This is a genomic window from Kribbella deserti (genome assembly GCF_042434725.1).
GTDB lineage: Bacteria > Actinomycetota > Actinomycetes > Propionibacteriales > Kribbellaceae > Kribbella > Kribbella deserti.
Window position 1 is genome coordinate 69433 of the sequence record NZ_JBHLTC010000006.1, and the last position, 20308, is coordinate 89740.

The window sequence follows — 20308 nt, forward strand, 5'->3', positions numbered from 1 at the left end:
TTAATTGTCAGTCGATTGATTGACTGCCCAGAAATGACGGTGGCGGCCCGGTCGTCACCGGGCCGCCAAATGTCGGAGTTATTTACAGGTGGCGAGTTGCGTTGTAGAGGTCGAGCGCGTCATTGTCGAAGTACGGGCTGATCATGATGGTCGGGTTCACGATCCGGTCGATCCGGCTGTTGACCCCGTTCAGCCAGCCCCAGTTGCCGTCCCAGTTGTAGAACCAGCCGCCGCCGGAGCTGCCGCGGGTCATGTCGCACGGGATCTTGATGGTCTGGCCCGAGAACACCGACGAGCCACCCCAGCACTGCCACAGGTTGCCGCCGTCGAACGGAGCCTCCGCCGGGTAGCCGAAGGCGTTGATCCAGACGTTGGTACCGGCGTTCACGATCAGGCCCTGGCCACCGAGGTAGGACACGATGTGGTTGCCGTTCAGCGGGTTCATGATGGCCACGCCGAAGTCCTGGCTGAAGTCCGAGTTGTTCACCCAGGCGGTGCGGGTCCACAGGTTCGCGGCCACCCAGGTGCCGTACGGACGGGGGTTGGCCAGGTCGTCGTCGTAGTTCGGCACGAACTGCCAGTTGCTGGACCAGACACCACCCCGGCCGCTGTGGATGCAGTGCCCGGCGGACCAGACGGTGTCCTGGCCCTCGGAGTTGATGACGGTGGCGGAGCAGACGAAGTTGCCGCCGCCCTGACTGAAGAACACCTTGCCGCTGGTGCGTGCGGTCGGATGACCGACGCCGTAGTTCGGGTTGTGCGCCTGGGTGCCGAAGCCGCTCGGCGGCGCCTTCACCTGGCCCGGAGCCGGGTTGAAGACCTGCTTGCCCGCCGAGGTGTCCGGCTTGGACGCCGGCGAGCCGTCCTGCTGGAACTGGCGGATCGCGGCGAGGTACTGCGGTGAGTCCTCGATCGGTTTGGCGGAGCGCATGCGCTCCGGGGTCCAGTAGGCCCGCACGGCGTCGGCCGCGTTCGCCTTGGCACCGAAGGTGCGCCGGCCGGCGGCCCACGCCTCACTGGTCACCGGTGCCGGTGTGCCGATGCTGGCGGGTGCAGGCGCCGCACCCGGTTGCACCGGACTTGCCGAGGCCGCCGAACCGGTCCCGGCGAGTGTCGCCGCGGCCAGCGCGAGGGCGGAGATGAGGGCAGCGGAAGACCGCTGCCAACGGATGGCAGTACGCATCTGAATTCCCCCCGGAATTCGTCACTCGAGAGGCTGATCCCCTCGATGGGCGGTGTCGGGGGCAGCACTAAAACGCCATGACACAGGCGTGGCACGGCATTACCGACTCAGTGATTCCCCCTGGGCCATAAAGAATTGGCCGCATCACCGATTATGCGGGGCGAATGCGTAAAGTCAATACCCGGCTACGGGCCGGAGTTCGGCAGCGAAGAATGAAGCGTGCGTTTCAGTACCTGCTGATTTCCGGACAATTCGGCGTGCGCGACCTCGATCTCCGCGTCGTCACCGGAAATAACCACCGTCATCACCCCGTTGTCGAACCACGGCCCGTCGGTGGTCCGCCACGACGCCGCCACCTCGCCGACGCCGGCCGACCGGGCCAGCGCCTTGAGCAGGAAGGTCAGCCCGCGGCCGTCGAGCCGCCGGATGGCCAGCTGGATGTGCTTGCCGACCGGATTGCGGAACGGCGACATCGTCAGCTGCCGGATCGCCGTACCCGGGTGGTCGGCGTCGCGCAGCTCGGCGGTGGCCAAATAGCTGCAGTGCACGTCGCCCGACAGCATCAGGATGGTGGTCGGCGGCTCCGGTGCGCGCACCAGGTCCGCGAGCAGGTCCGTCACGTCATCAAAGGACCTGCGAAACGACGCCCAGTGCTCCAGATCCACGCCCTGCCTGAGTTTCTCGCCCAGTTTGGTGAACTTGTTGCCCCAGGCACCGGACGAGATCGCCTCGTCCCAGCCCTCCAGGTGGTGCAGCCCGGGCGGCAGCAGGAACGGCAGGGTCGAGGCCAGCAGTAGATGGTGGATCGGCTGGGTTGCGTCGACCGTGTGCCGCCGGACCCACTCCCACTCATGCGCGTCGACCATCGCCCGCTGGTCCGGTTCGAGATGCCGCGAGCACCGGGAATCGACCGCCATCAGCCGAACGCCCCGGCTCCGCGCGCCGAAGTCGCGGTAGAAGCTCCAGCGGGTCGAGGCCGGATCCGCGTCCGCCTCGGCGGCGAAGGCGTCCAGGTACGCCGTACGCTCCTGGTCGTCACCGATCGACAGCATCGCCTGATACGTCGGGTCCTTCACCAGCTGGTCCGGGCTGAGGTTGCCCAGGTGCTGATAGACCCAGTACGACGCGTAGGCGCCGACGACCCGGTCGTGCCACCAGGGCTGTGACGTCACCCGGCGGCGCCAGGTCAGCGAGGTGTTCCAGTCATCGCGCAGATCGTGGTCATCGAGCAGCATGCACAACGGCACAGTCGAGAAGAGCCAGCGCACCGGCGGATACGTCCACGCGTCGTCGTACAGCCAGGTGTACTCCTCGAAGTTCCCGATCTCGTCCTGGACCTCGGAACCGGGCCGACCGCCGTGAGCCTGGCGGAGCCGTCCAAGTACGGCGTCGCTGGGCAGATCGGCGTACACCTGGTCACCGAGTAGCAGCAGCGCGTCCGGCCAGTGCGCGTGCTCCGGCTCCGCCGCCATCCGCTCGGCCAGGGCCACCAGTGCATCCGGCCCGAACTGCTTGTAGGCCTGCTCGTCGAACGGCGCCGACCGGCGGCACGACCCGAACGTCAGCCGGAAGTTCTCCTCGAGTGCGGGCGTACGGATCACGCTCGGCCCGTAGGGATTGTCCGGAAGTGGCCAGACCAGCTCGCCGTCCAGCCGCACCTCGTACGCCGTTTCGGTCGCCGGGGCCAGGCCTTCGATCAGGACGAGGGCGTAGTGATGGCCATGGACCGACCAGGTGTTCGCCCGATGGCCGAGGATCTCTACCTCGCAAGGTCGCGCGGTCTCCACCCAAACCGTCGCGCACCGCTCGTCGACGAACCGCAGCAGTGGTCCCAGCAGAAGGCCTTCCATGCCCGAACGCTACAGAGCCGCCTCAACTCCGGATAGCGCGACAAGGCCCGGCGCGGAATGTCCCCGCGCCGGGCCGCCGTTCAGCAGGCGTCAGTAGACGTTGACGCCGTATCGGTTGAGGACCTCGATGACCGGCTGGTAGAACGTGGTGCCGCCGACGCTGCAGTTGCCGCTGCCGCCCGAGGTGAGCCCGAGGGCCCGGGTGCCGTCGAAGAGCGCGCCACCGGAGTCGCCGCCTTCGGCGCAGACGTTGGTCCGGATCAGGCCCGTGACGGTGCCTTCGGCGTAGTTGACCGTCGCGTTCAGACCGGTGACCGAGCCGCTGCGCAATCCGGTCGTGCTGCCGCTGCGCCGGACCGGCTCACCGACGTACGCCTCGGCGGCCGTGGTGATGTCCTGGTTGGAGCCGTTGTAGAGGTTGACGCTGCCCGGGTGGGTCCCGGTGAAGTTGCTCGAGTACTTCACGATCGCGTAGTCGTTACCCGGGAAGCTCGAGCCGGTGACGTTGCCGAGGATCTGGGTCCGGGACGAGTTCGCGTACCAGGTTGAGGCGATGTTGCCGCAGTGGCCGGCGGTCAGGAAGTAGTAGGTGGTGCCGCTGCGGACGTTGAACCCGAGCGAACAGCGGGCGCCACCGCCGTAGATCGCGGAGCCACCGTTGATGTGCTTGCTGAGCACACCGGGCAGCTTCTCCAGGGTGACGCGGTCGGCGAACCGCTTGGTGACGGCGGTGAGCGCGGCGAACTTGGCGCCGGTCACGGTGCTGTCGTACGAGACGATCACCCGGCCGTCGGGACCGGTCATCCAGGCGGTACCCGGAATGCTGGCCTCTTCGGCGAGGGCGGCGGTGATGGCGGCCGGCTGAACCGGCGCGGCGGGGCTGGCGGTGGCCGGACCTGAGGTCAAGGTGGCGCCGGCGACAAGGCCGGCGGCGGCCAGGATCGAGGTGATGCGGTGGACGGAACGGAGTTTCACGGTGAGCTCCTCACGATGCGGCAGAGCCGGGCGGACCTGCCGGACTGACACCGTTGCAACTCAGTGTTACCCCACCACTCCACTCCGCACACAAGAGTTGGCGAACCTTACCTCCAACAACGAGGGAAAACCCGCACGCTTCAGTTGCAGTCCCATCTCAACTTCGATCTGTGTGGAGTGGTGCCCGTCGCGCAGGTCGGGTGGACGCTCCTATGGAGGCCCACCGGCGATAACCGGGAGGGTGGATAGACGTGCGGCGGCGCGGGCGGTGGATGGACGAGCAGGGGTGTGGGTGGGGAGACTCGGGCAAGTGGGGGAGGTGCACTCGCCTGATCACTGTTAGTCGGTGCGGAGGGAGTGGAGGACGAAGGAGGCCAGTTCGCGGTAGGCCTCGGCGTCGTTGAGGCCGGTTCGGCGGGCGATGTCGCCGCGCTGGATGGCCTGCATGGTGTGGGCGATCATCTCGGCGGCGAAGTTGATGTCGACCGGGCGGAAGGCGTTGCTGTTGATGCCGTCCTCGATCAGCGCGCGCACCCGGTCGGCGGCGATCCGGGTGTTGCGCTCGTACACCGAACGGGCCGGCGCGAACGTCGATACGTCGTCCAGAAAGATCCGGCTGGCGGGCCGCAACGCGTCCGCGACGGCGTTCAGATACGCCGCGATGCGCCGGTCGTGCCGGGTCTGCCGGGCGACGGTCGCCTCGACCTCCGCGGTCGCGTTCTTGAAGTAGTGCTTGACCACCTCGACCGCGAGTTGCTCCTTGCTCGGAGCGAGCGCGTACAGCGTGGTCTTGCTGCAGCGGAGCTCGGCGGCGAGGTCATCCAGGGTGAACCGGCTGAAGCCCTGGGCGAGGAATAGCGACAGCAGCCGGTCAAGCAGTTCGGACTGCCTCCGGGTACGCCGTCCTGGTACGACCGTTGTCATATCGAGACAGCATAGAACGATACTGAAGTATGGCCGACAGTACTGTTTGCAGTATCATCGCGGCAGGGAGGAAGGTGCCGAGATGAACGTCGATCGTTTGTTGCCCACCGAGGAGTCCGAAGAGCTGCTTGCGCTGGTCAGGGAGCTGTGCGAGCACGAGCTGGCTCCGCACGCCGCCCAGGCGGAAGAGGCGGAGCGGTTCCCCCGGGAGGCGTTCCGCACCTTGGGTAAGGCCGGCCTGCTCGGCCTGCCGTATGACGAGCAGTACGGCGGCGCCGCCCAGCCGTATGAGGTCTACCTGCAGATGCTGGAGGAGATCGCCGCGGCGTGGATGTCGGTCGGCGTCGGGCTCTCGGTGCACACCATGACCTGTTACGCGCTGTCGAAGTTCGGCACCGACGAGCAGAAGACGCGGCTGCTGCCGGACATGATCGGCGGCGAACTGCTCGGAGCCTACGCGTTGTCCGAGCCGCAGGCCGGGTCCGACATCAGCGCGATGACGACCAAGGCGGTCCGCGACGGCGATTCGTATCTGCTGACCGGTACGAAGTCGTGGATCACGCACGGCTCGCACGCCGACTTCTACACCACCTTCGCGCGCACCTCGGCGGACCCGAAGCACGGCATCTCCGCCTTCCACGTGCCGGCCTCGAGCGAAGGCCTCTCGTTCGGAGCGCCTGAGCGCAAGATGGGCCTGACCGGTTCAACCACCACCCTGGTCAACTTCGACGGCGTGCGAATTCCGGCGGAGAACCTGATCGGTGCTGAGGGCAACGGCATGCGCATCGCCTTGTCCGCTTTGGATTCCGGCCGCCTCGGCATCGCCGCGTGCGCGACCGGACTGGCCCAGGCCGCGCTCGCCACCGCCGCGTCGTACAGCCAGGAGCGCAAGCAGTTCGGCCAGGCTATTTCGGACTTCCAGGGCATGCAGTTCCTGCTCGCGGATATGGCCGCCGCGGTGGAGTCGGCCCGGTCGACGTACCTGACCGCGGCCCGGCGGCGTGACCTCGGCCGGCCGTTCACCCAGCAGGCCGCGATCGCCAAGCTGGTCTGCACCGACGCCGCGATGAAGGTCACCACCGACGCCGTGCAGGTGCTCGGTGGCTACGGTTACACCCGGGACTTCCCCGCCGAGCGGTACATGCGTGAGGCGAAGGTGACCCAGATCTTCGAAGGAACCAACCAGATCCAGCGACTGGTGATCAGCCGCGACCTGTTGAGGAGTGCTCGATGAAGTTCAGCCCGTCCGATGTCGCCCTGGTCACCGGCGGTGGCTCTGGTCTCGGTGAGGCGACCGTACGGCGACTCGCCGCCGCGGGACTGGGCGTCGTGATCTGCGATCTGCCCTCGTCCGCGGGCAAGGCCCTCGCGGACGAGCTGGGCGATCGCGTGGTGTTCGTACCGACCGACGTGACCGACGAGGCCGCCGTCAGTGCGGCCCTCGATCAGGCCGACGGACCGCTGCGGCTGGTTGTCACCTGCGCCGGTATCGGTACGCCGGGCCGGGTCATCGGCCGCAAGGGTCCGTTGCCGTTGGCAAGCTTTCGCCAGGTGATCGAGGTCAACCTGATCGGCACGTTCAACGTGCTGCGTCTCGCGGCCGAGCGCATGGCCGCGCTGGAACCGGCCGAAGACGGTGACCGTGGTGTCGTGGTGATGACCGCCTCGATCGCGGCGTACGACGGCCAGGTCGGCCAGGCGGCGTATGCGGCCAGCAAGGGCGGCATCGTCGGCCTCACCCTGACCGCCGCGCGTGACCTTGCGGACAAGGCGATCCGGGTGGTCACGATCGCCCCGGGCACGATGGAGACGCCGATGCTGGCGGGCTTCCCCGAAGAGGTCCGCGAAGCCCTCGCGGCCCAGATCCCGTATCCCTCGCGCCTCGGCCGCCCGGACGAGTTCGCCGCCCTGGTCGAGCACATCGCCGCCAACCAGCTGCTGAACGGCGAGGTCATCCGCCTCGACGGCGCCCTCCGCATGCCCCCACGCTGACCCACCACCACAACGCGCCTCCCCAGAGCGCGTTGTGGTGGCAGTCGATCAGCGTGGCCAGAGCAGTTCGCCGACCGCAGAGGTCGCACTGGACGGCCGATTCGGCATGGCCAGGACGAGTGGCACGTTTTCCTTCGTCAGCTTCCATCGGGTGGCGCCGTCGTCGAAGCCGTTATGCTCGCAGCCCGCGTACCTGACGTACACCTGCTGCGTCCCGGCGTCGCCGCGGACGGTGAGCACTACCGCTTCTTCGCCGTACTTGTACATACACGAGCCGGGTGTGTCCGGCCCGGTTCCGGCCGGGGCCGCCACAATCGACGCGACCGCCGCCGCTGCCTGCTCCGCGCCGAGCTTCGAGCTGGCGAGCAGGGGGTGCTTGATCGGGCTGTCCCTCCGGACCGCGTAGCGGCAGACGCTGATTGATTCGGCCGCGCCGATCGAGGCAAGACCACCGGTGGCGCTCGGACGGAGTGCCGGGTTTTTCGTGAGCGGGTGGTCGACCGCGCAGCCCTGCTGGTCAGTGCCTTCGATCGGCTGGGCGGAGGCGAGGATCCGCTCTCGGAGCGCGGCGTCAGTACTGAAGACGGTGACCGTGGTGCCGGCAACAACTCTGCTCTCTTCAGCCCAGCCGTTGTCGATCGGCTGCAGTCCTGCCTTGCGCCCGAAGGCTCCGAAGGTAAGCGAGTCGGCCCGATAGCGCAGGTCCACGGGGCCGGGGCAGGCGATCGCTGGCACAATCCCCGGCCTGGCCACGTGTGGCTGCTGCTTCGACTTGATCAGGCATGCCGGATAGTCCACGCCGGGGCCATAGCCCCACGTGGCGGGGACTTGGACCTCGATGCCGCCGTACGACTCCCAGCGCCAGTCCGGGATGCCCTCGCTGGCAACAAGAGGCGTGCCGTTCGCGGCAGGTGTTGCGGGGTCGTTGAGGGACGGGATGAACGCGGCCACGGCGGCGATGGTCGCGCCACAGGCGATCGCTCCGGCCAGCACGGCCCTGGTATTGCGACGGGCCTTCACCCGGTGCTGCACCCGGTCCAGCAGGAAGTCGTCGCCAGGGGCGTTGACCGCCTGGTTGTGCAGGCTTCGCTCGAGCAGGGTTTCGGTCGGGTCTTCGTACTTGCTCATGTCTGGACCTCCTCGGCGACGCTCAACCTGGTACGGAGCGTGGCCAACGCGCGGGAAATCTGGGATCGGACCGTTCCGGCGGTGCAGCCGAGGATCTCGGCGATGGCCGCGTCCGGAAGGCCTTCGTAGTAACGCAGTACGACGGCTGCGCGCTGCCGTTTCGGCAAAGTCGCGCACAACGCCCAGACGGCGTCCTGTTCGGCGACGTCACCCGCGTGATCAGGCTGGTCGTACTTGGGCGCGGGTGCGTCCGCCACTGGCGTCTCTCGTCGCCGGAATCGCCGCCAGCCAGAGATATCGGCGTTCACGATCGAACGCCGTACATAAGCCTCTGGATCACCCGCGCGGCAGATCCGGGACCAGCGCGGATACGCCGCGACCAACGCGTCCTGCACGGCCTCCTCGGCGCGGCCCTGATCCCGGGTGACCAGATACCCGAACCTCAGCATGGCGGCCCCCCGCTCCCGCACCCACACCTCGAACCGCGGCACCTCGTCCGCTTCCATTTCCCCACCTCCATGCCCAGAACACGTCACTCACCCCCCAGACGTTGCACCAACCCCAAAAGATGCCCCGCACCCCCACACCGGCAAGGACGCGGCTGCTGTGCTCGCGCGCGTCAAAGACGGCGAGGAGATCGAAATCACCGAACGGGGCGTAGCCATCGCCAGGCTGGTGCCGATCAAGCCGTCGCCAATGCGCGAGGCTGCCGGTGGCGAGTCCTGGTTATATGGGCTGAGGTTTCAGTCCTCGGTGGGGGAGGTGGGGAGGGCCAGCTTTTCGTCGGGTTTGGCGCTGAGCACTTCGTCGACGTACGAGCGGGCAGCCTTCATCGTGTCGACCTCGCGGCCGGCTTGTTCGGACAGGAACCAGCGGTGTTCGAGCACCTCGTGGAACACCTCGGCCGGTTCGAGCTTGCGGTTCAGGTCGCGCGGGACCGAGCGGACGACCGGTTCGAACACCTCGGTCAGCCACTGGTGCGCGACGATCTCCTCGTCCTCGCCCTGCTGGTCGGTCGACGCGGCGAACGAGTCGAGGTCGTTGAGCAGCCGGCGGGCCTGGTTCTCCTCGACGTCCAGACCGGTGAGCCGGAGCAGGCGGCGACTGTGGTGACCGGCGTCGACGACCTTGGGCTGGATCCGGACCTGGCTGCCGTCCCAGTCGGTGATGATGTCGATCTCGGCGACGTCGAAGCCGAGCTCGTTCAGCCGGCGGATCCGTGAGTCGAGGCGATGCAGCTCGTCGGTGTGGAACTCCTCGGGCGCGGTCAGCTCCGACCAGAGCGCCTCGTACCGGTCGTTGATCGACTGGATCGTCTGCATCGGGTCGATCGACTCGTCGAGCAGACCACCGGCCTCCAGGTCGGACAGCTCGCCGAACAGGTTGATCTCGGCGGTGTAGAGGTCGTGCGCACGCTGGCCGTCGGAGATGTCCTGGTGCAGCTCGCCGGTTTCGGCGTCCACCAGGTACGCCGCGAAGGCGCCCGCGTCGCGGCGGAACAACGTGTTCGACAGCGAGCAGTCGCCCCAGAAGAAGCCGTTCAGGTGCATCCGCACGATCAGCGCGACGAGCGCGTCGATCAGCCGGTTGACCGTGTCCGGGCGCAACGTGCTGGAGAACAAGGCGCGGTACGGCAGGGAGAACTGCAGGTGCTTCGTGACCAGGATCGAGTCGAGCGGTTCGCCATTGCGGTCCACCCGGTCGGTGATGACGCCGACTGGTTCGACCGAGGGCGCGTCGAGGCGTTCCAGGTCGCGCAGCAGGCGGTACTCGTGCATCGCGAGATGCTCCAGCACCTCCTTCACGGCGTACACCTGGGTGCCGACGCGAACGAACCGGACGACGTGCCGGGAGATACCCCGCGGCAGCGCGACCAGGCGATCCTCGGGCCAGTCCTCCAGCGGTACGTCCCACGGGAACGAGAGCAGGCCGGTATCAGGGCGGGTGGCGACGAATCGAGGCACGCGCCCAGTCTCGCAGCTCCCGCCGCCGGAAAGGCTGTTCGCTCAGCTTCTGGCCATTCTCTTTGCGTTCGTCGGGCCTCCCCAACTGCGGGCCTGGGCAGCTCAGCGCGCAGGAGAGGGCGGGGTCGGACCGACAAACGCAAAGAAGCGGAGGAAAGCGCAAGTGGGTGCAAGTTCTTGCGTTATGTGGCGTACTGTTTGCGGTATGACTAGACGGCTTGCAGAGGTGGCGAAGAAGGTCGGCGTCTCCGAGGCGACGGTGAGCCGGGTGCTGAACGGTAAGCCCGGTGTCTCCGACGCGACCCGCGAGGCGGTGCTGACGGCGCTGGATGTGCTCGGGTACGAGCGGCCCACGCAGCTGCGCGGCGATCGCGCCCGTCTGGTCGGCCTGGTGCTGCCCGAACTGCAGAACCCGATCTTTCCCGCGTTCGCCGAAGTGGTCGGCGGCGCTCTCGCGCAGCAGGGTTTCACCTCACTGCTGTGCACCCGAACCGTCGGCGGCGTCTCCGAGGCCGACTACGTGGATCTGCTGCTGCAACAGCAGGTGTCGGGCGTTGTGTTCGCCGGTGGTTTCTACGCCCAGGCCGACGCGCCGCACGAGCACTACGAGCTGATCCTGGAGCGCAAGCTCCCGTGCGTCCTCGTCAACGCGGCGGTCGAGCACCTCGGTTTCCCGCAGGTCTCGTCGGACGACGTGGTCGCCGCGGAGATGGCGATCGGCCACCTGCGCGCGCTCGGTCACAGCAAGATCGGCATGGTGCTCGGCCCGCGCGACCACATCCCGTCGCGGCGCAAACTCGACACGTTCATGGCCAGTCCCGAGGCCGACGCGGACCTCATCGAGCACACCATGTTCTCGCTGGAGGGCGGTCATGCGGCGGCGGCCCGGCTGATCCGCAAGGGTGTCACTGGCATCGTCTGCGCGAGCGACATCCTCGCGCTCGGCGTGATCCGCGCGGTCCGCCGGGCCGGCCTGCGGGTGCCGGAGGACGTCTCCGTCATCGGGTACGACGACTCCGCGATGATGAACGCCACCGATCCACCCTTGACCACGGTCCGCCAGCCGATCGACGCGATGGGCCGGGCCGCCGTGGATCTGCTGGTGGCCCGGATCGAGAAGGCCGTCGTACCGGCGGACGAGTTGCTCTTCGAGCCCGAACTGGTGGTTCGCGCCTCGACCGCGAGGATGAATCCGCGCGGCGAGTAATCGCCCGGTCACACCGGGGTGGAGTAGGCGCCAGCCTGCTCCACCCTTTTTGTTTGCCCAGTCACTTCCTGTCTCTAGTCACGTTTTTGCAACTCACCATCGAAGTATTGCGCTATTCCGGTCGAGTTGCCTACGGTGTGCTGCACATCAGGGGCGGGCAGTCGCCCAATGGCGGACGTAAGGAAGGGCAGATCGATGAGGAGATCGGGCTACCGCAGGACAGTGGGCCTGTTGCTGGTGGCGGGACTCGGCCTGACGGCCTCCGCCTGCGGGTCGGACGGTAAGAACGAGGCGCAGGGCTCCGCGGATCCGAACGCGCCGGTGACGATCACCGTCGGCTGCCAGCCGCCGAAGTCGAACGCCAAGGAGCGCGAGGCCTGGGACGCCGACGTCGCGGAGTTCAAGAAGCTGCACCCGAACATCACGATCGAGAGCAAGGACGCCTTTCCCTGCATCAACCCGGACACGTTCCAGGCGAAGCTGGCCGGCGGCTCGGTGGAGGACGTCTTCTACGTCTACTACACCGACGTGCAGAAGATCGTGGCGAACAAGCAGGCCGCGGACATCAGCGAGTACGTCGGCCAGGTGAAGGGCCTCAAGGATCTGCGGCCCGACGTACTGAGCGTCTTCCAGGACGGCGACAAGACGTACGGCCTGCCGCGCAGCAACTACTCCACCGGCCTGGTCTACAACCGCAAGCTTTTCACCCAGGCGGGCCTCGACCCGAACGAGCCGCCGAAGACGTGGGCCGAGGTGCACGCGGCCGCCAAGAAGATCGCGGGCCTCGGCAGTGGTTACGTCGGCTTCGGTGAATACAGCGCGGGTAACACCGGGGGCTGGCACTTCGCGGCATCGCTGTACGGCCGCGGCGGCGAGATGGTCAGCTCCGACGGTAAGACGGCCGCCTTCAACAGCCCTGAAGGCAAGGCCGTATTGGAGAACCTCAAGCAGATGCGCTGGAACGACAACAGCATGGGCACCAAGCAACTCCTGCAGTGGGAGGACCTGATGCGCATGATGGGCGCCGGCAAGCTCGGCATGATGATCGGCGCGCCGGACGTCGTACAGACGGTGAACAACGACTTCCAGGGCAAGTTCGAGGACTACGGCGTGACCGCGCTGCCCGAGTCCGACGGCAAGTTCTCCCTCAGTGGCGGCGACGGCTACATGTTCAACGCCAAGGCCACCCCGGAGAAGATCCGGGCGGGCCTGCTCTGGCTGGAGTTCCACGAGCTGACGCCGGGCAAGGGCCAATTCAACTACGAGCGGGCCAAGGCCCAGGGCCGTCCGGTCGGCCTGCCGATCCCGGACCTGTACGGCAAGACCGCGCCCGGTAACGAGATCGCCGCCCTGCGCAAGAAGCACGCGACGATCCCGGTCGAGCACTTCACGCCGTACGTCGAGGGCAACGCCAACGTGGTCAGCAAGCTGGAGCCGCCGAAGGCCCAGGAGCTGTACGCGATTCTCGACGTGGCGATGTCGGCCGTGCTCACCCGCCAGGACGCGGACATCGACAAGCTGCTCGCCGATGCCGAATCCAAGGCGAACAAGGTTCTCGACAAGTTGAGCTGATGGCCACTTTGACCGCGAAACCGCCGGCGCGCCGCTCCCCTGGGGTGGCGCGCCGGGCGGTCGGACGGAACCTCACGGCGTACGGGTTCCTCTGCGGCGCGCTGATCTGTTTCGCCTTCTTCTCCTGGTATCCGATGGTCCGGGAGTTCCTGCTGTCGTTCCAGCAGACCAACTTCGTCGATCCACCGACGTGGGTGGGCTTCGAGAACTTCCGCACGGTTTTTGCCGACTCCGCGTTCAGGGCCGCCTGGGTGAACACCGCGGCCTTCACCGGATTGGCCTTGCTCTGTGGATACGTGGTGCCGTTCGTGGCGGCGATCGTGCTGAACGAGTTGCGCCACGCGAAGGCCTACTTACGATTTGTCGTCTATCTGCCGGTGATGTTGCCCCCGGCGGTCGGCGTACTGCTGTTCAAGTGGTTCTACGATCCGGGCGCCGGGTTGTTCAACCAGGTACTCGGGTTCGCGCACCTGCCCGCGCTCGGCTGGCTCGACTCGACCGACACGGCGTTGATCTCGCTGGTGATCGTGTCCACCTGGATGAACATGGGCACGGGCACGCTGATCTATCTGGCCGCCTTACAGAGCATCCCGGGCGAGCTGTACGAATCGGCCGAGCTGGACGGCGCCGGGTTGATCCGCCGCGTCTGGCACGTCACCGTGCCGCAGACCAAGTTGATCCTGCTGGTGATGTTGCTGCTCCAGGTCGTCGCGACCATGCAGGTGTTCATCGAGCCGTACCTGCTGACCGGCGGGGGGCCCGAGAACGCGACCGTGACCGTGGCTTACCTGATGTACCAGTACGCGTTCAACTTCGGGGACTTCGGCGCCGGTGGTGCGCTCGGCCTGATGCTGATGCTCGTGCTGATGGTGTTCTCGGCCGTCTACCTGCGGGTCTCGCGGGACAACCAGAGCTAGGGGAAGCGAGCCATGTCCGTCACACTGCAACCCGGCCCGCCCGCGGCCGTACCCCTGCCCGAAACGGCCGAACCCGAGCCTGCGCGTCGTACCAGAGCGAAGCGCCGGCGGGATCGCGCGTTCTCCGCGGAGACCCGCAGCCTGGTCTCGCCGATGTCACTGCTGACCTGGCACGGCCGGTTGATCTACTGGACCGTGCTGGTGGTCGTGATCACCGGCTTCACCCTGGTTTTCGTTTTCCCGTTGTACTGGATGGTGACCGGGGCGATGAAGACACCGGAGGAGCTGGCCCAGATCCCGCCCAGCTTCTTCCCGATGTCCATCGACTTCGGGGTGTACGCCGATGCCTGGGAGCAGCTCGAGCTCGGGTTGTTCCTGCGCAACACCGCGGTGTACGCCGGTGGCGCGTGGCTGTTCACGTTGGCGGTCGACGTGACCGCGGCGTACGCGCTGTCCAAGCTCCGGCCGATGTTCGGCAAGCCGATTTTGGCGTTGATGCTGGCCACGTTGATGATTCCGCCGATGGTGCTGCTGTTGCCGACGTACCTGGTGGCCAAGGACGTACCGATCTTCGGCTGGGACCTGCTGAACACGCCATGGGCGATTTGGTTGCCCGCGGCAGCGAACGGGTTCTTCATCTTCTTGCTGAAGCGGTTCTTCGACTCGATTCCGCGTGAACTGCTGGAGGCCGCCGAGATCGATGGCGCGTCGCCGATGCGAATTCTCTGGTCGATCGTGCTGCCGGTATCCCGGCCGATTCTCGGCGTGGTGTCGATCCTGTCGGTGGTGACCGCCTGGAAGGACTTCGTCTGGCCGCTGCTGGTGTTGCCGGAGACCGAGAAGATGTCGATCAGTATCGGTATCGCCTCGCTGTCCGCGCAGCTGCCGCAGAACGTGCTGATCGCGTCCCTGGTGATCGCGAGTATCCCGACCATCCTTGTTTTCTTCGTGTTCCAGCGCAGCATCATGGCGGGTCTCACCGCCGGCAGCCTCAAGGGCTGATCCCCAACCAACCTCTAAGGAGCAGGCATGTCCCAAGCTTGGTGGCGTGGTGCGGCGATCTACCAGGTCTACCTGCGGAGCTTCGCCGACGGCAACGGGGACGGGATTGGTGACCTCGCGGGCCTGCGGGCAAAACTTCCCTATCTGGCGGATCTTGGTATCGACGCGATCTGGCTGAACCCCTGGTACCCCTCACCGATGGCCGATGGCGGGTACGACGTGGCCGACTACCGCGATATCGAACCGGCCTTCGGCACCCTCGCGGAGGCGGAGAAGTACATCGAGGAAGCGCACGCCCTCGGTATCCGGACCATCATCGACATCGTGCCGAACCATGGCTCGGACCAGCAGGAGTGGTTCCGCCAGGCTCTCGCGGCCGGGCCGGGATCACCCGAGCGGGAGCGCTTCATCTTCCGCCCCGGCCGTTCCTCGGACCTCGGGGAGTTGCCGCCGAACGACTGGCAGTCCATCTTCAACGGCCCGGCCTGGACCCGCGTCGATGATGGCGAGTGGTACCTGCACCTGTTCGCGCCGGAACAACCCGACTTCAACTGGCACAACCCGCAGGTGGTCGAGGAGTTCCACGACGTACTGCGGTTCTGGCTCGACCGTGGCGTCGACGGGATCCGGATCGACTCGGCCGCCGTACTGATCAAGGACCTGGACAGCGTCGAGGAGTCGTACACCGATCACGACCAGGTGCACGACATCTACCGCGACTGGCGCCGCATCACCGACTCGTACGAGGGTCGCTTCCTGGTCGGGGAGATGTGGATGGAGGACCAGGAGCGGTTCGCGATGTACCTGCGGCCGGACGAGATGCACACCGCGTTCAACTTCGACTTCCTCTCGCGGGCGTGGCAGGCCGACGAGCTGCGGGCGTCGATCGACCTGACGCTCGGTACGCACATTCCGATCCAGGCGCCGCCGACCTGGGTGCTCTCGAACCACGACGTGACCCGGCCGGTGACGAAGTACGGCCGGCCGGATACGACGTTCAGCCACGCCGATCGCAAACACGGCATGCGGACCGACCTCGATCTCGGGTTACGCCGGGCCCGGGCCGCGGCCCTGCTCGCGATGGCCTTGCCCGGCAGCGTGTACGTCTACCAGGGCGAGGAACTCGGTCTGCCCGAGGTCGAGGACATCCCGGACGAACTGCTGCAAGACCCGATCTGGCGCCGCTCGGGCGGAACCGATCGCGGCCGCGACGGCTGCCGCGTTCCGCTGCCCTGGTCCGGCGCGGAACCGCCGTTCGGCTTCGGCCCGGGTGGTACGCCGTGGCTGCCGCAACCCGCCGAGTGGAAGAACCTCACCGTCGAGGTACAAGCCGCCGATCCCGGGTCGATGCTCTCCCTCTACCGCGAGGCCCTCCGGATCCGCCGGGCCGAACTCGGCGACGGCGATCTCACCTGGCTCCCCACACCCCCGGACGTCCTCGCCTTCACCCGCGAATCCGGCCTAACCTCCATCACCAACCTCAGCCCGGAGCCCACCCCTCTCCCCACCCACACCACCCTCCTCCTAACCACCACCCCCGTCACAAACGGCCACCTCCCACCCGACACCACCGCCTGGCTCCGCTAATTGCATACCGCTCATCGGACGCTTGTGACGCGGCGTGCCGCCCTTCATCGGACGCTTCTGACCAAGCCTCGGTGTGTCATCGGACGCTTGTGACGCGGCGTGTTGCCGTTCATCGGACGCTTGTGACCAGCACGCGCCGCCGCGGTGGGGAGCCCCGGCGCCCGAGCTTTGTGTTCATTCGTCGGATCCGCCCTCAGCCCTCGCCAGCTGCCTGTGCACGTCCCGGCGCCGAAGGGCGATTCCGACGAATGAACACTCGAAGAATCCGATAGACATCCGTCGGTGGTCACAAGGGTCCGATGAACGGCAACACGCCGCGTCACAAGCGTCCGATGACACACCGAGGCTTGGTCGCAAGGGTCCGATGAACGGCAACACGCCGGGTCACAAGGGTCCGATGAACGGGATACCGGCGTGTTGGACGGCGACGCGTACGTCTTGACTACCGCACGCCAGGGTGAGGGGGGTCAGGGCTAGGGGGTGGGGGGAGGGGGGTGAAGCGGCGGAGGCGGAGGGAGTTGGTGACTACGAAGATGGAGCTGAAGGCCATGGCGGCGCCGGCGAGCATTGGGTTCAGGAGGCCTGCCGCGGCCAGGGGGAGTGCGGCCACGTTGTAGGCGAAGGCCCAGAACAGGTTGCCCTTGATCGTTCGCAGGGTGTTGCGGGACAGCCGGATCGCGTCCGCCGCCGAGCGCAGGTCGCCCCGCACCAAGGTCAGGTCGCTTGCCTCGATCGCCACGTCCGTACCGGTGCCCATGCTCAGCCCGAGATCGGCCTGGGCCAGGGCGGCCGCGTCGTTCACGCCGTCGCCGACCATCGCGACCACTCGGCCTTCGCTCTGCAGCCGCTTGATCACCTCGACCTTGCCGGCCGGCATCACCTCGGCGATGACCTCGTCGATGCCGACCTCGGCCGCCACCGACTGCGCGACGGCTTCGTTGTCGCCGGTCAGCAGGACCGGCCGGAGCCCGAGCGCGCGGAACTGGCGGATGGCCTCGGCGGAGCTGGGTCTCACCGTGTCGGCGACGACCAGAACCGCCCGGGCCTCTCCGTCCCAGCCGACCGCGACCGCCGTACGGCCCTCGGCTTCGGCGTGGGCCTTCGCGTGGGTGAGGGAGTCCGGCAGGTGCTGGCTCCACTCCTCCAGTAGGCGGGTCCGCCCGACCAGCACGGCGTGCCCGTCGACGATGCCTTGTACGCCGAGGCCTTCGACGTTGCCGAAGTCCTCCACGTCGGGCAACGGGCCGACCTCCGCGGTGGCGCCGGTGGCGATGGCCTGGGCGATCGGGTGTTCGCTGCCGTGTTCGAGGGCGCCGGCCAGACGTAGTACCTCGGCGCGGTTCTCGCCGTCCGCGAGCAGTACGTCGACCAGGGCCATCCGGCCGGTGGTCACGGTGCCGGTCTTGTCGAGTACGACGGTGTCGACGCGACGGGTGGACTCCAGCACCTCCGGGCCCTTGATCAGGATGCCGAGCTGGGCGCCACGGCCGGTTCCGACCAGCAGCGCCGTCGGGGTGGCCAGGCCGAGCGCACATGGGCAGGCGATGATCAGTACGGCGACCGCGGCCGTGAACGCCATCTCGGCGGTGCCGCCGTTGCCGAGCCAGAACCCCAGCGTGGCCAGGGCCAGCACGATCACGATCGGCACGAACACGGCCGAAACGCGGTCGGCGAGACGCTGCACGGCGGCCTTGCCGTTCTGGGCGTCCTCGACCAGCCGGGCCATCTGCGCCAGTTGGGTGTCGGCGCCGACCCGGCTGGCGCGAACCACCAATCGGCCACCCGCGTTCACCGTGGCGCCGACGACACCGTCGCCCACGCCGACCTCGACGGGCACGGACTCGCCGGTCAGCATCGACGCGTCGACCGCGCTGGTTCCGGTGACGATCACGCCGTCGGTGGCGATCTTCTCGCCGGGGCGGACCACGAACTCGTCGCCCACCTTCAGCTGATCGACCGGAATCCGGGTCTCGGTCCCGTCCCGGAGAACGGCGACCTCCTTCGCGCCGAGCTCCAGCAACGCCCGCAGGGCCGCGCCGGAACGACGCTTCGCGCGGGCCTCGAAGTACCGCCCGGCGAGAATGAACGTGGTGACACCCGCGGCGACCTCGAGGTAGATCTCCTCCGCGCCGGAACCCCGTGACGGGATCAGCGTGAAGGGCATCGTCATACCCGGTTCACCGGCGCCGCCCAGGAACAAGGCGTAGACCGACCAGGTGAAGGCGCTGATGACGCCGAGCGAGATCAGCGTGTCCATCGTGGCGGCGCCGTGGCGCAGGTTCGTCCAGGCGGCTCTGTGGAACGGCCAGGCCGCCCAGGTGACCACCGGCGCCGCCAGGGTGAGCGACGCCCACTGCCAGAAGTTGAACTGCAGGGCCGGGATCATGCCGAAGGCGATCACCGGTACGGCGAGCACGATCGACGTGATCAGCCTGTCCCGCAAGGGTTTCAGCTCATCCGGTTCGGCACCGTCCGTGGCGGCCGCGGCCGCGGTCTCGTCGGCGGTCGGCGGCAACGCGGCGGTGTAGCCGGTGGCTTCGACGGTCGCGACCAGATCGTCGGTGCTGACGCCTTCGGGAAAGCTCACCTTGGCCTTCTCGGTGGCGTAGTTCACCGTGGCGGTGACGCCTTCCATCCGGTTCAGCTTCTTCTCCACCCGGGCCGCGCAGGAGGCACAGGTCATGCCACCGATGATGAGCTCGATGCTTTGGCCGGGACTGGCCGGTGGGTTGGTCATGAGTCCTCCTCTCGCAATGCCTGATCAGTGCCCGTGCGGGGTGGTGGCATCGGTCGGTAGCGGCACCGGGTGGTTGCCCGAGGCCCCTATTGTGACGGTGAACTCCGCGGTGCGGACCACGCCGCCGTGCTTGAAGTCCAGGTACAGCCGGTAGATCCCGTCGGTTGGGAAGGTGGTGCCGAACTTGATCTCGGGCCCACCCTTGCTACCGGCAACGGCTTCCTGGGTCGGGTGGTTGTGCAGGTAGGCCAGATCGCCCGAGCGCAACGAGACCAGGTGGCCGAAGGCACCGAGATAGGGCTCCAGGTCAGTCACGGTCGCGCCGTTGCGCTTGACCGTGAAGGTCAGTTCGGATTCGCGGCCCGCGACGGGATTGCCCGCCAGGGTCACGTCGTACCCCTCGACGTTGGTCGAGGCGGTTGCCCGCGGCAACGGAACCGGCTTGAACGGGCCGGCCACGGTGATGTCGCTGCCCAGGGTGATGGTGCGGCCGAGCGCCGCCGGCGCGAAGTCGGCGAAGACCCGCCAGGTCCCACCCGCGGTGAAGTCGAACGGAATGCTCCAGGTGCCGTCGGCGGCCCGGGCCGGATGCACGTGCTTGAACCCGGCCAGGTCGCGCCGTACGACGATCAGGTGCAGGTCCTTCTCGTGCGTCACCTGGTACGACGTGAGGGGTTTGCCGTCCGGTCCGGTGATCTTGAACCGGAAGTTGGTCGGTCCGGCCGCGGCGAAAGAGCTCTGCGCCGGAACCAGGGTGTAACCGGCCTCGGAGATCGCGAGACCGGGCGGCTGGCCGGTGCCGCCGCCCGTCTCGCTGTGCCCCTCGCCATGAGCCGCGCCCGTGGGCTCCGGCTCGCTGTGCGGCGCGGAGGCCTCGCCGTGTGGCGCGGCGGTGGGAGCGGCGTCCGCGACCGGATCGACGGAACCGCCGAGCGCGAAGGCACCGCCGAAGGCGAGCAGCAGCGCACCGGTGAACCCACCGAGCTTGAGCGCGACGCCGCGGTTCATGACGCGGTCAGCTCGTAGCCGGCCTCGTCCACGGCGGCGCGCACGAGGGATTCGTCCAGGGCGGTCTCGCTGACCACGTGCACCGCGGAGGTGCCGCCCTTGACCAGGTCGATGGTGACGTCCTGCACGCCGGGCAGCTTGGTCAGTTCCTCGGTGACGGCGGAGGTGCAGTGTCCGCAGGTCATCCCGTTCACGGCGTAGGTCGTGGTGGTCATATCAGTCTTCTCCTTGGTGGTGAGGTGAGTCTGTTCTGTTTCCCGCC

The 20308-nt window shown here is 67.5% G+C and carries 17 protein-coding genes and 1 pseudogene; 8 read left to right on the plus strand and 10 right to left on the minus strand.

All coding sequences use genetic code 11. From position 1 onward, the window contains the following. Nucleotides 1-82: 82 nt before the first annotated feature. From ACFFGN_RS05750 to ACFFGN_RS05765, 4 genes are all read right to left on the minus strand, one after another. The gene (locus ACFFGN_RS05750) at nucleotides 83-1183 is read right to left on the minus strand and encodes a trypsin-like serine peptidase (RefSeq protein WP_380044263.1); all 1101 of its coding nucleotides are present in this window, start codon (nucleotides 1181-1183) and stop codon (nucleotides 83-85) included. 185 nt (nucleotides 1184-1368) lie between these two features. Then, nucleotides 1369-3033 carry a DUF7800 domain-containing protein gene (locus ACFFGN_RS05755; protein ID WP_380044264.1) on the minus strand — a complete coding sequence of 555 codons (1665 nt, stop codon included), beginning with the start codon at nucleotides 3031-3033 and terminating at the stop codon, nucleotides 1369-1371. Between the two features lie 90 nt (nucleotides 3034-3123). After that, nucleotides 3124-4008 carry a S1 family peptidase gene (locus ACFFGN_RS05760; protein ID WP_380044265.1) on the minus strand — a complete coding sequence of 295 codons (885 nt, stop codon included), beginning with the start codon at nucleotides 4006-4008 and terminating at the stop codon, nucleotides 3124-3126. 339 nt (nucleotides 4009-4347) lie between these two features. Continuing rightward, the gene (locus ACFFGN_RS05765) at nucleotides 4348-4932 is read right to left on the minus strand and encodes a TetR/AcrR family transcriptional regulator (protein ID WP_380044266.1); all 585 of its coding nucleotides are present in this window, start codon (nucleotides 4930-4932) and stop codon (nucleotides 4348-4350) included. 82 nt (nucleotides 4933-5014) lie between these two features. Here ACFFGN_RS05765 and ACFFGN_RS05770 point away from each other — a divergent pair, with 82 nt between their 5' ends. Both ACFFGN_RS05770 and ACFFGN_RS05775 read left to right on the plus strand, forming a co-directional pair. Then, complete coding sequence (locus ACFFGN_RS05770) at nucleotides 5015-6166, plus strand: acyl-CoA dehydrogenase family protein (RefSeq protein WP_380044267.1); 1152 nt, start codon at nucleotides 5015-5017, stop codon at nucleotides 6164-6166. After that, nucleotides 6163-6924 (plus strand): 3-hydroxyacyl-CoA dehydrogenase, encoded by a 762-nt coding sequence (locus ACFFGN_RS05775; protein WP_380044268.1) that lies wholly within the window; start codon nucleotides 6163-6165, stop codon nucleotides 6922-6924. Before ACFFGN_RS05770 ends, ACFFGN_RS05775 begins: the two co-directional genes overlap by 4 nt. A gap of 48 nt (nucleotides 6925-6972) precedes the next feature. Here ACFFGN_RS05775 and ACFFGN_RS05780 read toward each other — a convergent pair whose 3' ends face one another. Both ACFFGN_RS05780 and ACFFGN_RS05785 read right to left on the minus strand, forming a co-directional pair. Continuing rightward, on the minus strand, nucleotides 6973-8052 hold the full coding sequence (locus ACFFGN_RS05780) for a hypothetical protein (protein WP_380044269.1): 1080 nt from the start codon (nucleotides 8050-8052) through the stop codon (nucleotides 6973-6975). Then, on the minus strand, nucleotides 8049-8558 hold the full coding sequence (locus tag ACFFGN_RS05785) for a SigE family RNA polymerase sigma factor (RefSeq protein WP_380044270.1): 510 nt from the start codon (nucleotides 8556-8558) through the stop codon (nucleotides 8049-8051). The genes ACFFGN_RS05780 and ACFFGN_RS05785 overlap by 4 nt, the downstream gene beginning before the upstream one ends. Between ACFFGN_RS05785 and ACFFGN_RS05790 the strand changes: the two are divergent. After that, nucleotides 8500-8730: pseudogene (locus tag ACFFGN_RS05790) on the plus strand (type II toxin-antitoxin system Phd/YefM family antitoxin); the annotation flags it as partial. The gene ACFFGN_RS05785 and the pseudogene ACFFGN_RS05790 sit on opposite strands and share 59 nt — an antisense overlap. 65 nt (nucleotides 8731-8795) lie before the next feature. Here ACFFGN_RS05790 and ACFFGN_RS05795 read toward each other — a convergent pair. Further along, entirely contained in the window at nucleotides 8796-10016 is a 1221-nt protein-coding gene (locus ACFFGN_RS05795) for a DUF4032 domain-containing protein (RefSeq protein WP_380044271.1), read from the minus strand. Between the two features lie 205 nt (nucleotides 10017-10221). On the opposite strand from ACFFGN_RS05795, the gene ACFFGN_RS05800 reads away from it, so the two are divergent. The 5 genes from ACFFGN_RS05800 to ACFFGN_RS05820 all read left to right on the plus strand — a co-directional run bounded on the left by ACFFGN_RS05800 (nucleotide 10222) and on the right by ACFFGN_RS05820 (nucleotide 16301). Then, nucleotides 10222-11223 (plus strand): LacI family DNA-binding transcriptional regulator, encoded by a 1002-nt coding sequence (locus tag ACFFGN_RS05800; protein WP_380044272.1) that lies wholly within the window; start codon nucleotides 10222-10224, stop codon nucleotides 11221-11223. A 195-nt stretch (nucleotides 11224-11418) separates the two neighbouring features. Then, on the plus strand, nucleotides 11419-12795 hold the full coding sequence (locus tag ACFFGN_RS05805; protein WP_380044273.1) for an ABC transporter substrate-binding protein: 1377 nt from the start codon (nucleotides 11419-11421) through the stop codon (nucleotides 12793-12795). Next, nucleotides 12795-13712, plus strand: a complete 918-nt coding sequence (locus tag ACFFGN_RS05810; protein WP_380044274.1) for a carbohydrate ABC transporter permease — start codon at nucleotides 12795-12797, stop codon at nucleotides 13710-13712. The genes ACFFGN_RS05805 and ACFFGN_RS05810 overlap by 1 nt, the downstream gene beginning before the upstream one ends. 12 nt (nucleotides 13713-13724) lie before the next feature. Continuing rightward, nucleotides 13725-14714 (plus strand): carbohydrate ABC transporter permease, encoded by a 990-nt coding sequence (locus tag ACFFGN_RS05815; protein WP_380044275.1) that lies wholly within the window; start codon nucleotides 13725-13727, stop codon nucleotides 14712-14714. A 27-nt stretch (nucleotides 14715-14741) separates the two neighbouring features. Continuing rightward, nucleotides 14742-16301: a glycoside hydrolase family 13 protein gene (locus ACFFGN_RS05820; RefSeq protein WP_380044276.1), complete on the plus strand. Its 1560-nt coding sequence runs from the start codon at nucleotides 14742-14744 to the stop codon at nucleotides 16299-16301. Nucleotides 16302-16743: 442 nt separating this feature from the next. On the opposite strand, the gene ACFFGN_RS05825 is transcribed toward ACFFGN_RS05820, so the two are convergent. From ACFFGN_RS05825 to ACFFGN_RS05835, 3 genes are read right to left on the minus strand one after another with little or no spacing between them, the layout of a single operon-like run. Continuing rightward, nucleotides 16744-19038 (minus strand): heavy metal translocating P-type ATPase, encoded by a 2295-nt coding sequence (locus ACFFGN_RS05825; RefSeq protein ID WP_380044277.1) that lies wholly within the window; start codon nucleotides 19036-19038, stop codon nucleotides 16744-16746. Between the two features lie 24 nt (nucleotides 19039-19062). After that, nucleotides 19063-20046, minus strand: a complete 984-nt coding sequence (locus tag ACFFGN_RS05830; RefSeq protein WP_380044278.1) for a DUF8832 domain-containing protein — start codon at nucleotides 20044-20046, stop codon at nucleotides 19063-19065. Then, nucleotides 20043-20261, minus strand: coding sequence for a heavy-metal-associated domain-containing protein (locus ACFFGN_RS05835; protein ID WP_380044279.1), 219 nt, complete (start codon nucleotides 20259-20261; stop codon nucleotides 20043-20045). The genes ACFFGN_RS05830 and ACFFGN_RS05835 overlap by 4 nt, the downstream gene beginning before the upstream one ends. Between the last annotated feature and the right edge of the window lie 47 nt (nucleotides 20262-20308).

Coding starts and splice junctions, on each gene's coding strand:
- ACFFGN_RS05750 (WP_380044263.1), bottom strand. CDS start 1,183: ATGCGTACTGCCATCCGTTGGCAGCGGTCTTCCGCTGCCCTCATCTCC.
- ACFFGN_RS05755 (WP_380044264.1), bottom strand. CDS start 3,033: ATGGAAGGCCTTCTGCTGGGACCACTGCTGCGGTTCGTCGACGAGCGG.
- ACFFGN_RS05765 (WP_380044266.1), bottom strand. CDS start 4,932: ATGACAACGGTCGTACCAGGACGGCGTACCCGGAGGCAGTCCGAACTG.
- ACFFGN_RS05770 (WP_380044267.1), top strand. CDS start 5,015: ATGAACGTCGATCGTTTGTTGCCCACCGAGGAGTCCGAAGAGCTGCTT.
- ACFFGN_RS05775 (WP_380044268.1), top strand. CDS start 6,163: ATGAAGTTCAGCCCGTCCGATGTCGCCCTGGTCACCGGCGGTGGCTCT.
- ACFFGN_RS05780 (WP_380044269.1), bottom strand. CDS start 8,052: ATGAGCAAGTACGAAGACCCGACCGAAACCCTGCTCGAGCGAAGCCTG.
- ACFFGN_RS05785 (WP_380044270.1), bottom strand. CDS start 8,558: ATGGAAGCGGACGAGGTGCCGCGGTTCGAGGTGTGGGTGCGGGAGCGG.
- ACFFGN_RS05800 (WP_380044272.1), top strand. CDS start 10,222: ATGACTAGACGGCTTGCAGAGGTGGCGAAGAAGGTCGGCGTCTCCGAG.
- ACFFGN_RS05805 (WP_380044273.1), top strand. CDS start 11,419: ATGAGGAGATCGGGCTACCGCAGGACAGTGGGCCTGTTGCTGGTGGCG.
- ACFFGN_RS05810 (WP_380044274.1), top strand. CDS start 12,795: ATGGCCACTTTGACCGCGAAACCGCCGGCGCGCCGCTCCCCTGGGGTG.
- ACFFGN_RS05815 (WP_380044275.1), top strand. CDS start 13,725: ATGTCCGTCACACTGCAACCCGGCCCGCCCGCGGCCGTACCCCTGCCC.
- ACFFGN_RS05820 (WP_380044276.1), top strand. CDS start 14,742: ATGTCCCAAGCTTGGTGGCGTGGTGCGGCGATCTACCAGGTCTACCTG.
- ACFFGN_RS05825 (WP_380044277.1), bottom strand. CDS start 19,038: ATGACCAACCCACCGGCCAGTCCCGGCCAAAGCATCGAGCTCATCATC.
- ACFFGN_RS05830 (WP_380044278.1), bottom strand. CDS start 20,046: ATGAACCGCGGCGTCGCGCTCAAGCTCGGTGGGTTCACCGGTGCGCTG.
- ACFFGN_RS05835 (WP_380044279.1), bottom strand. CDS start 20,261: ATGACCACCACGACCTACGCCGTGAACGGGATGACCTGCGGACACTGC.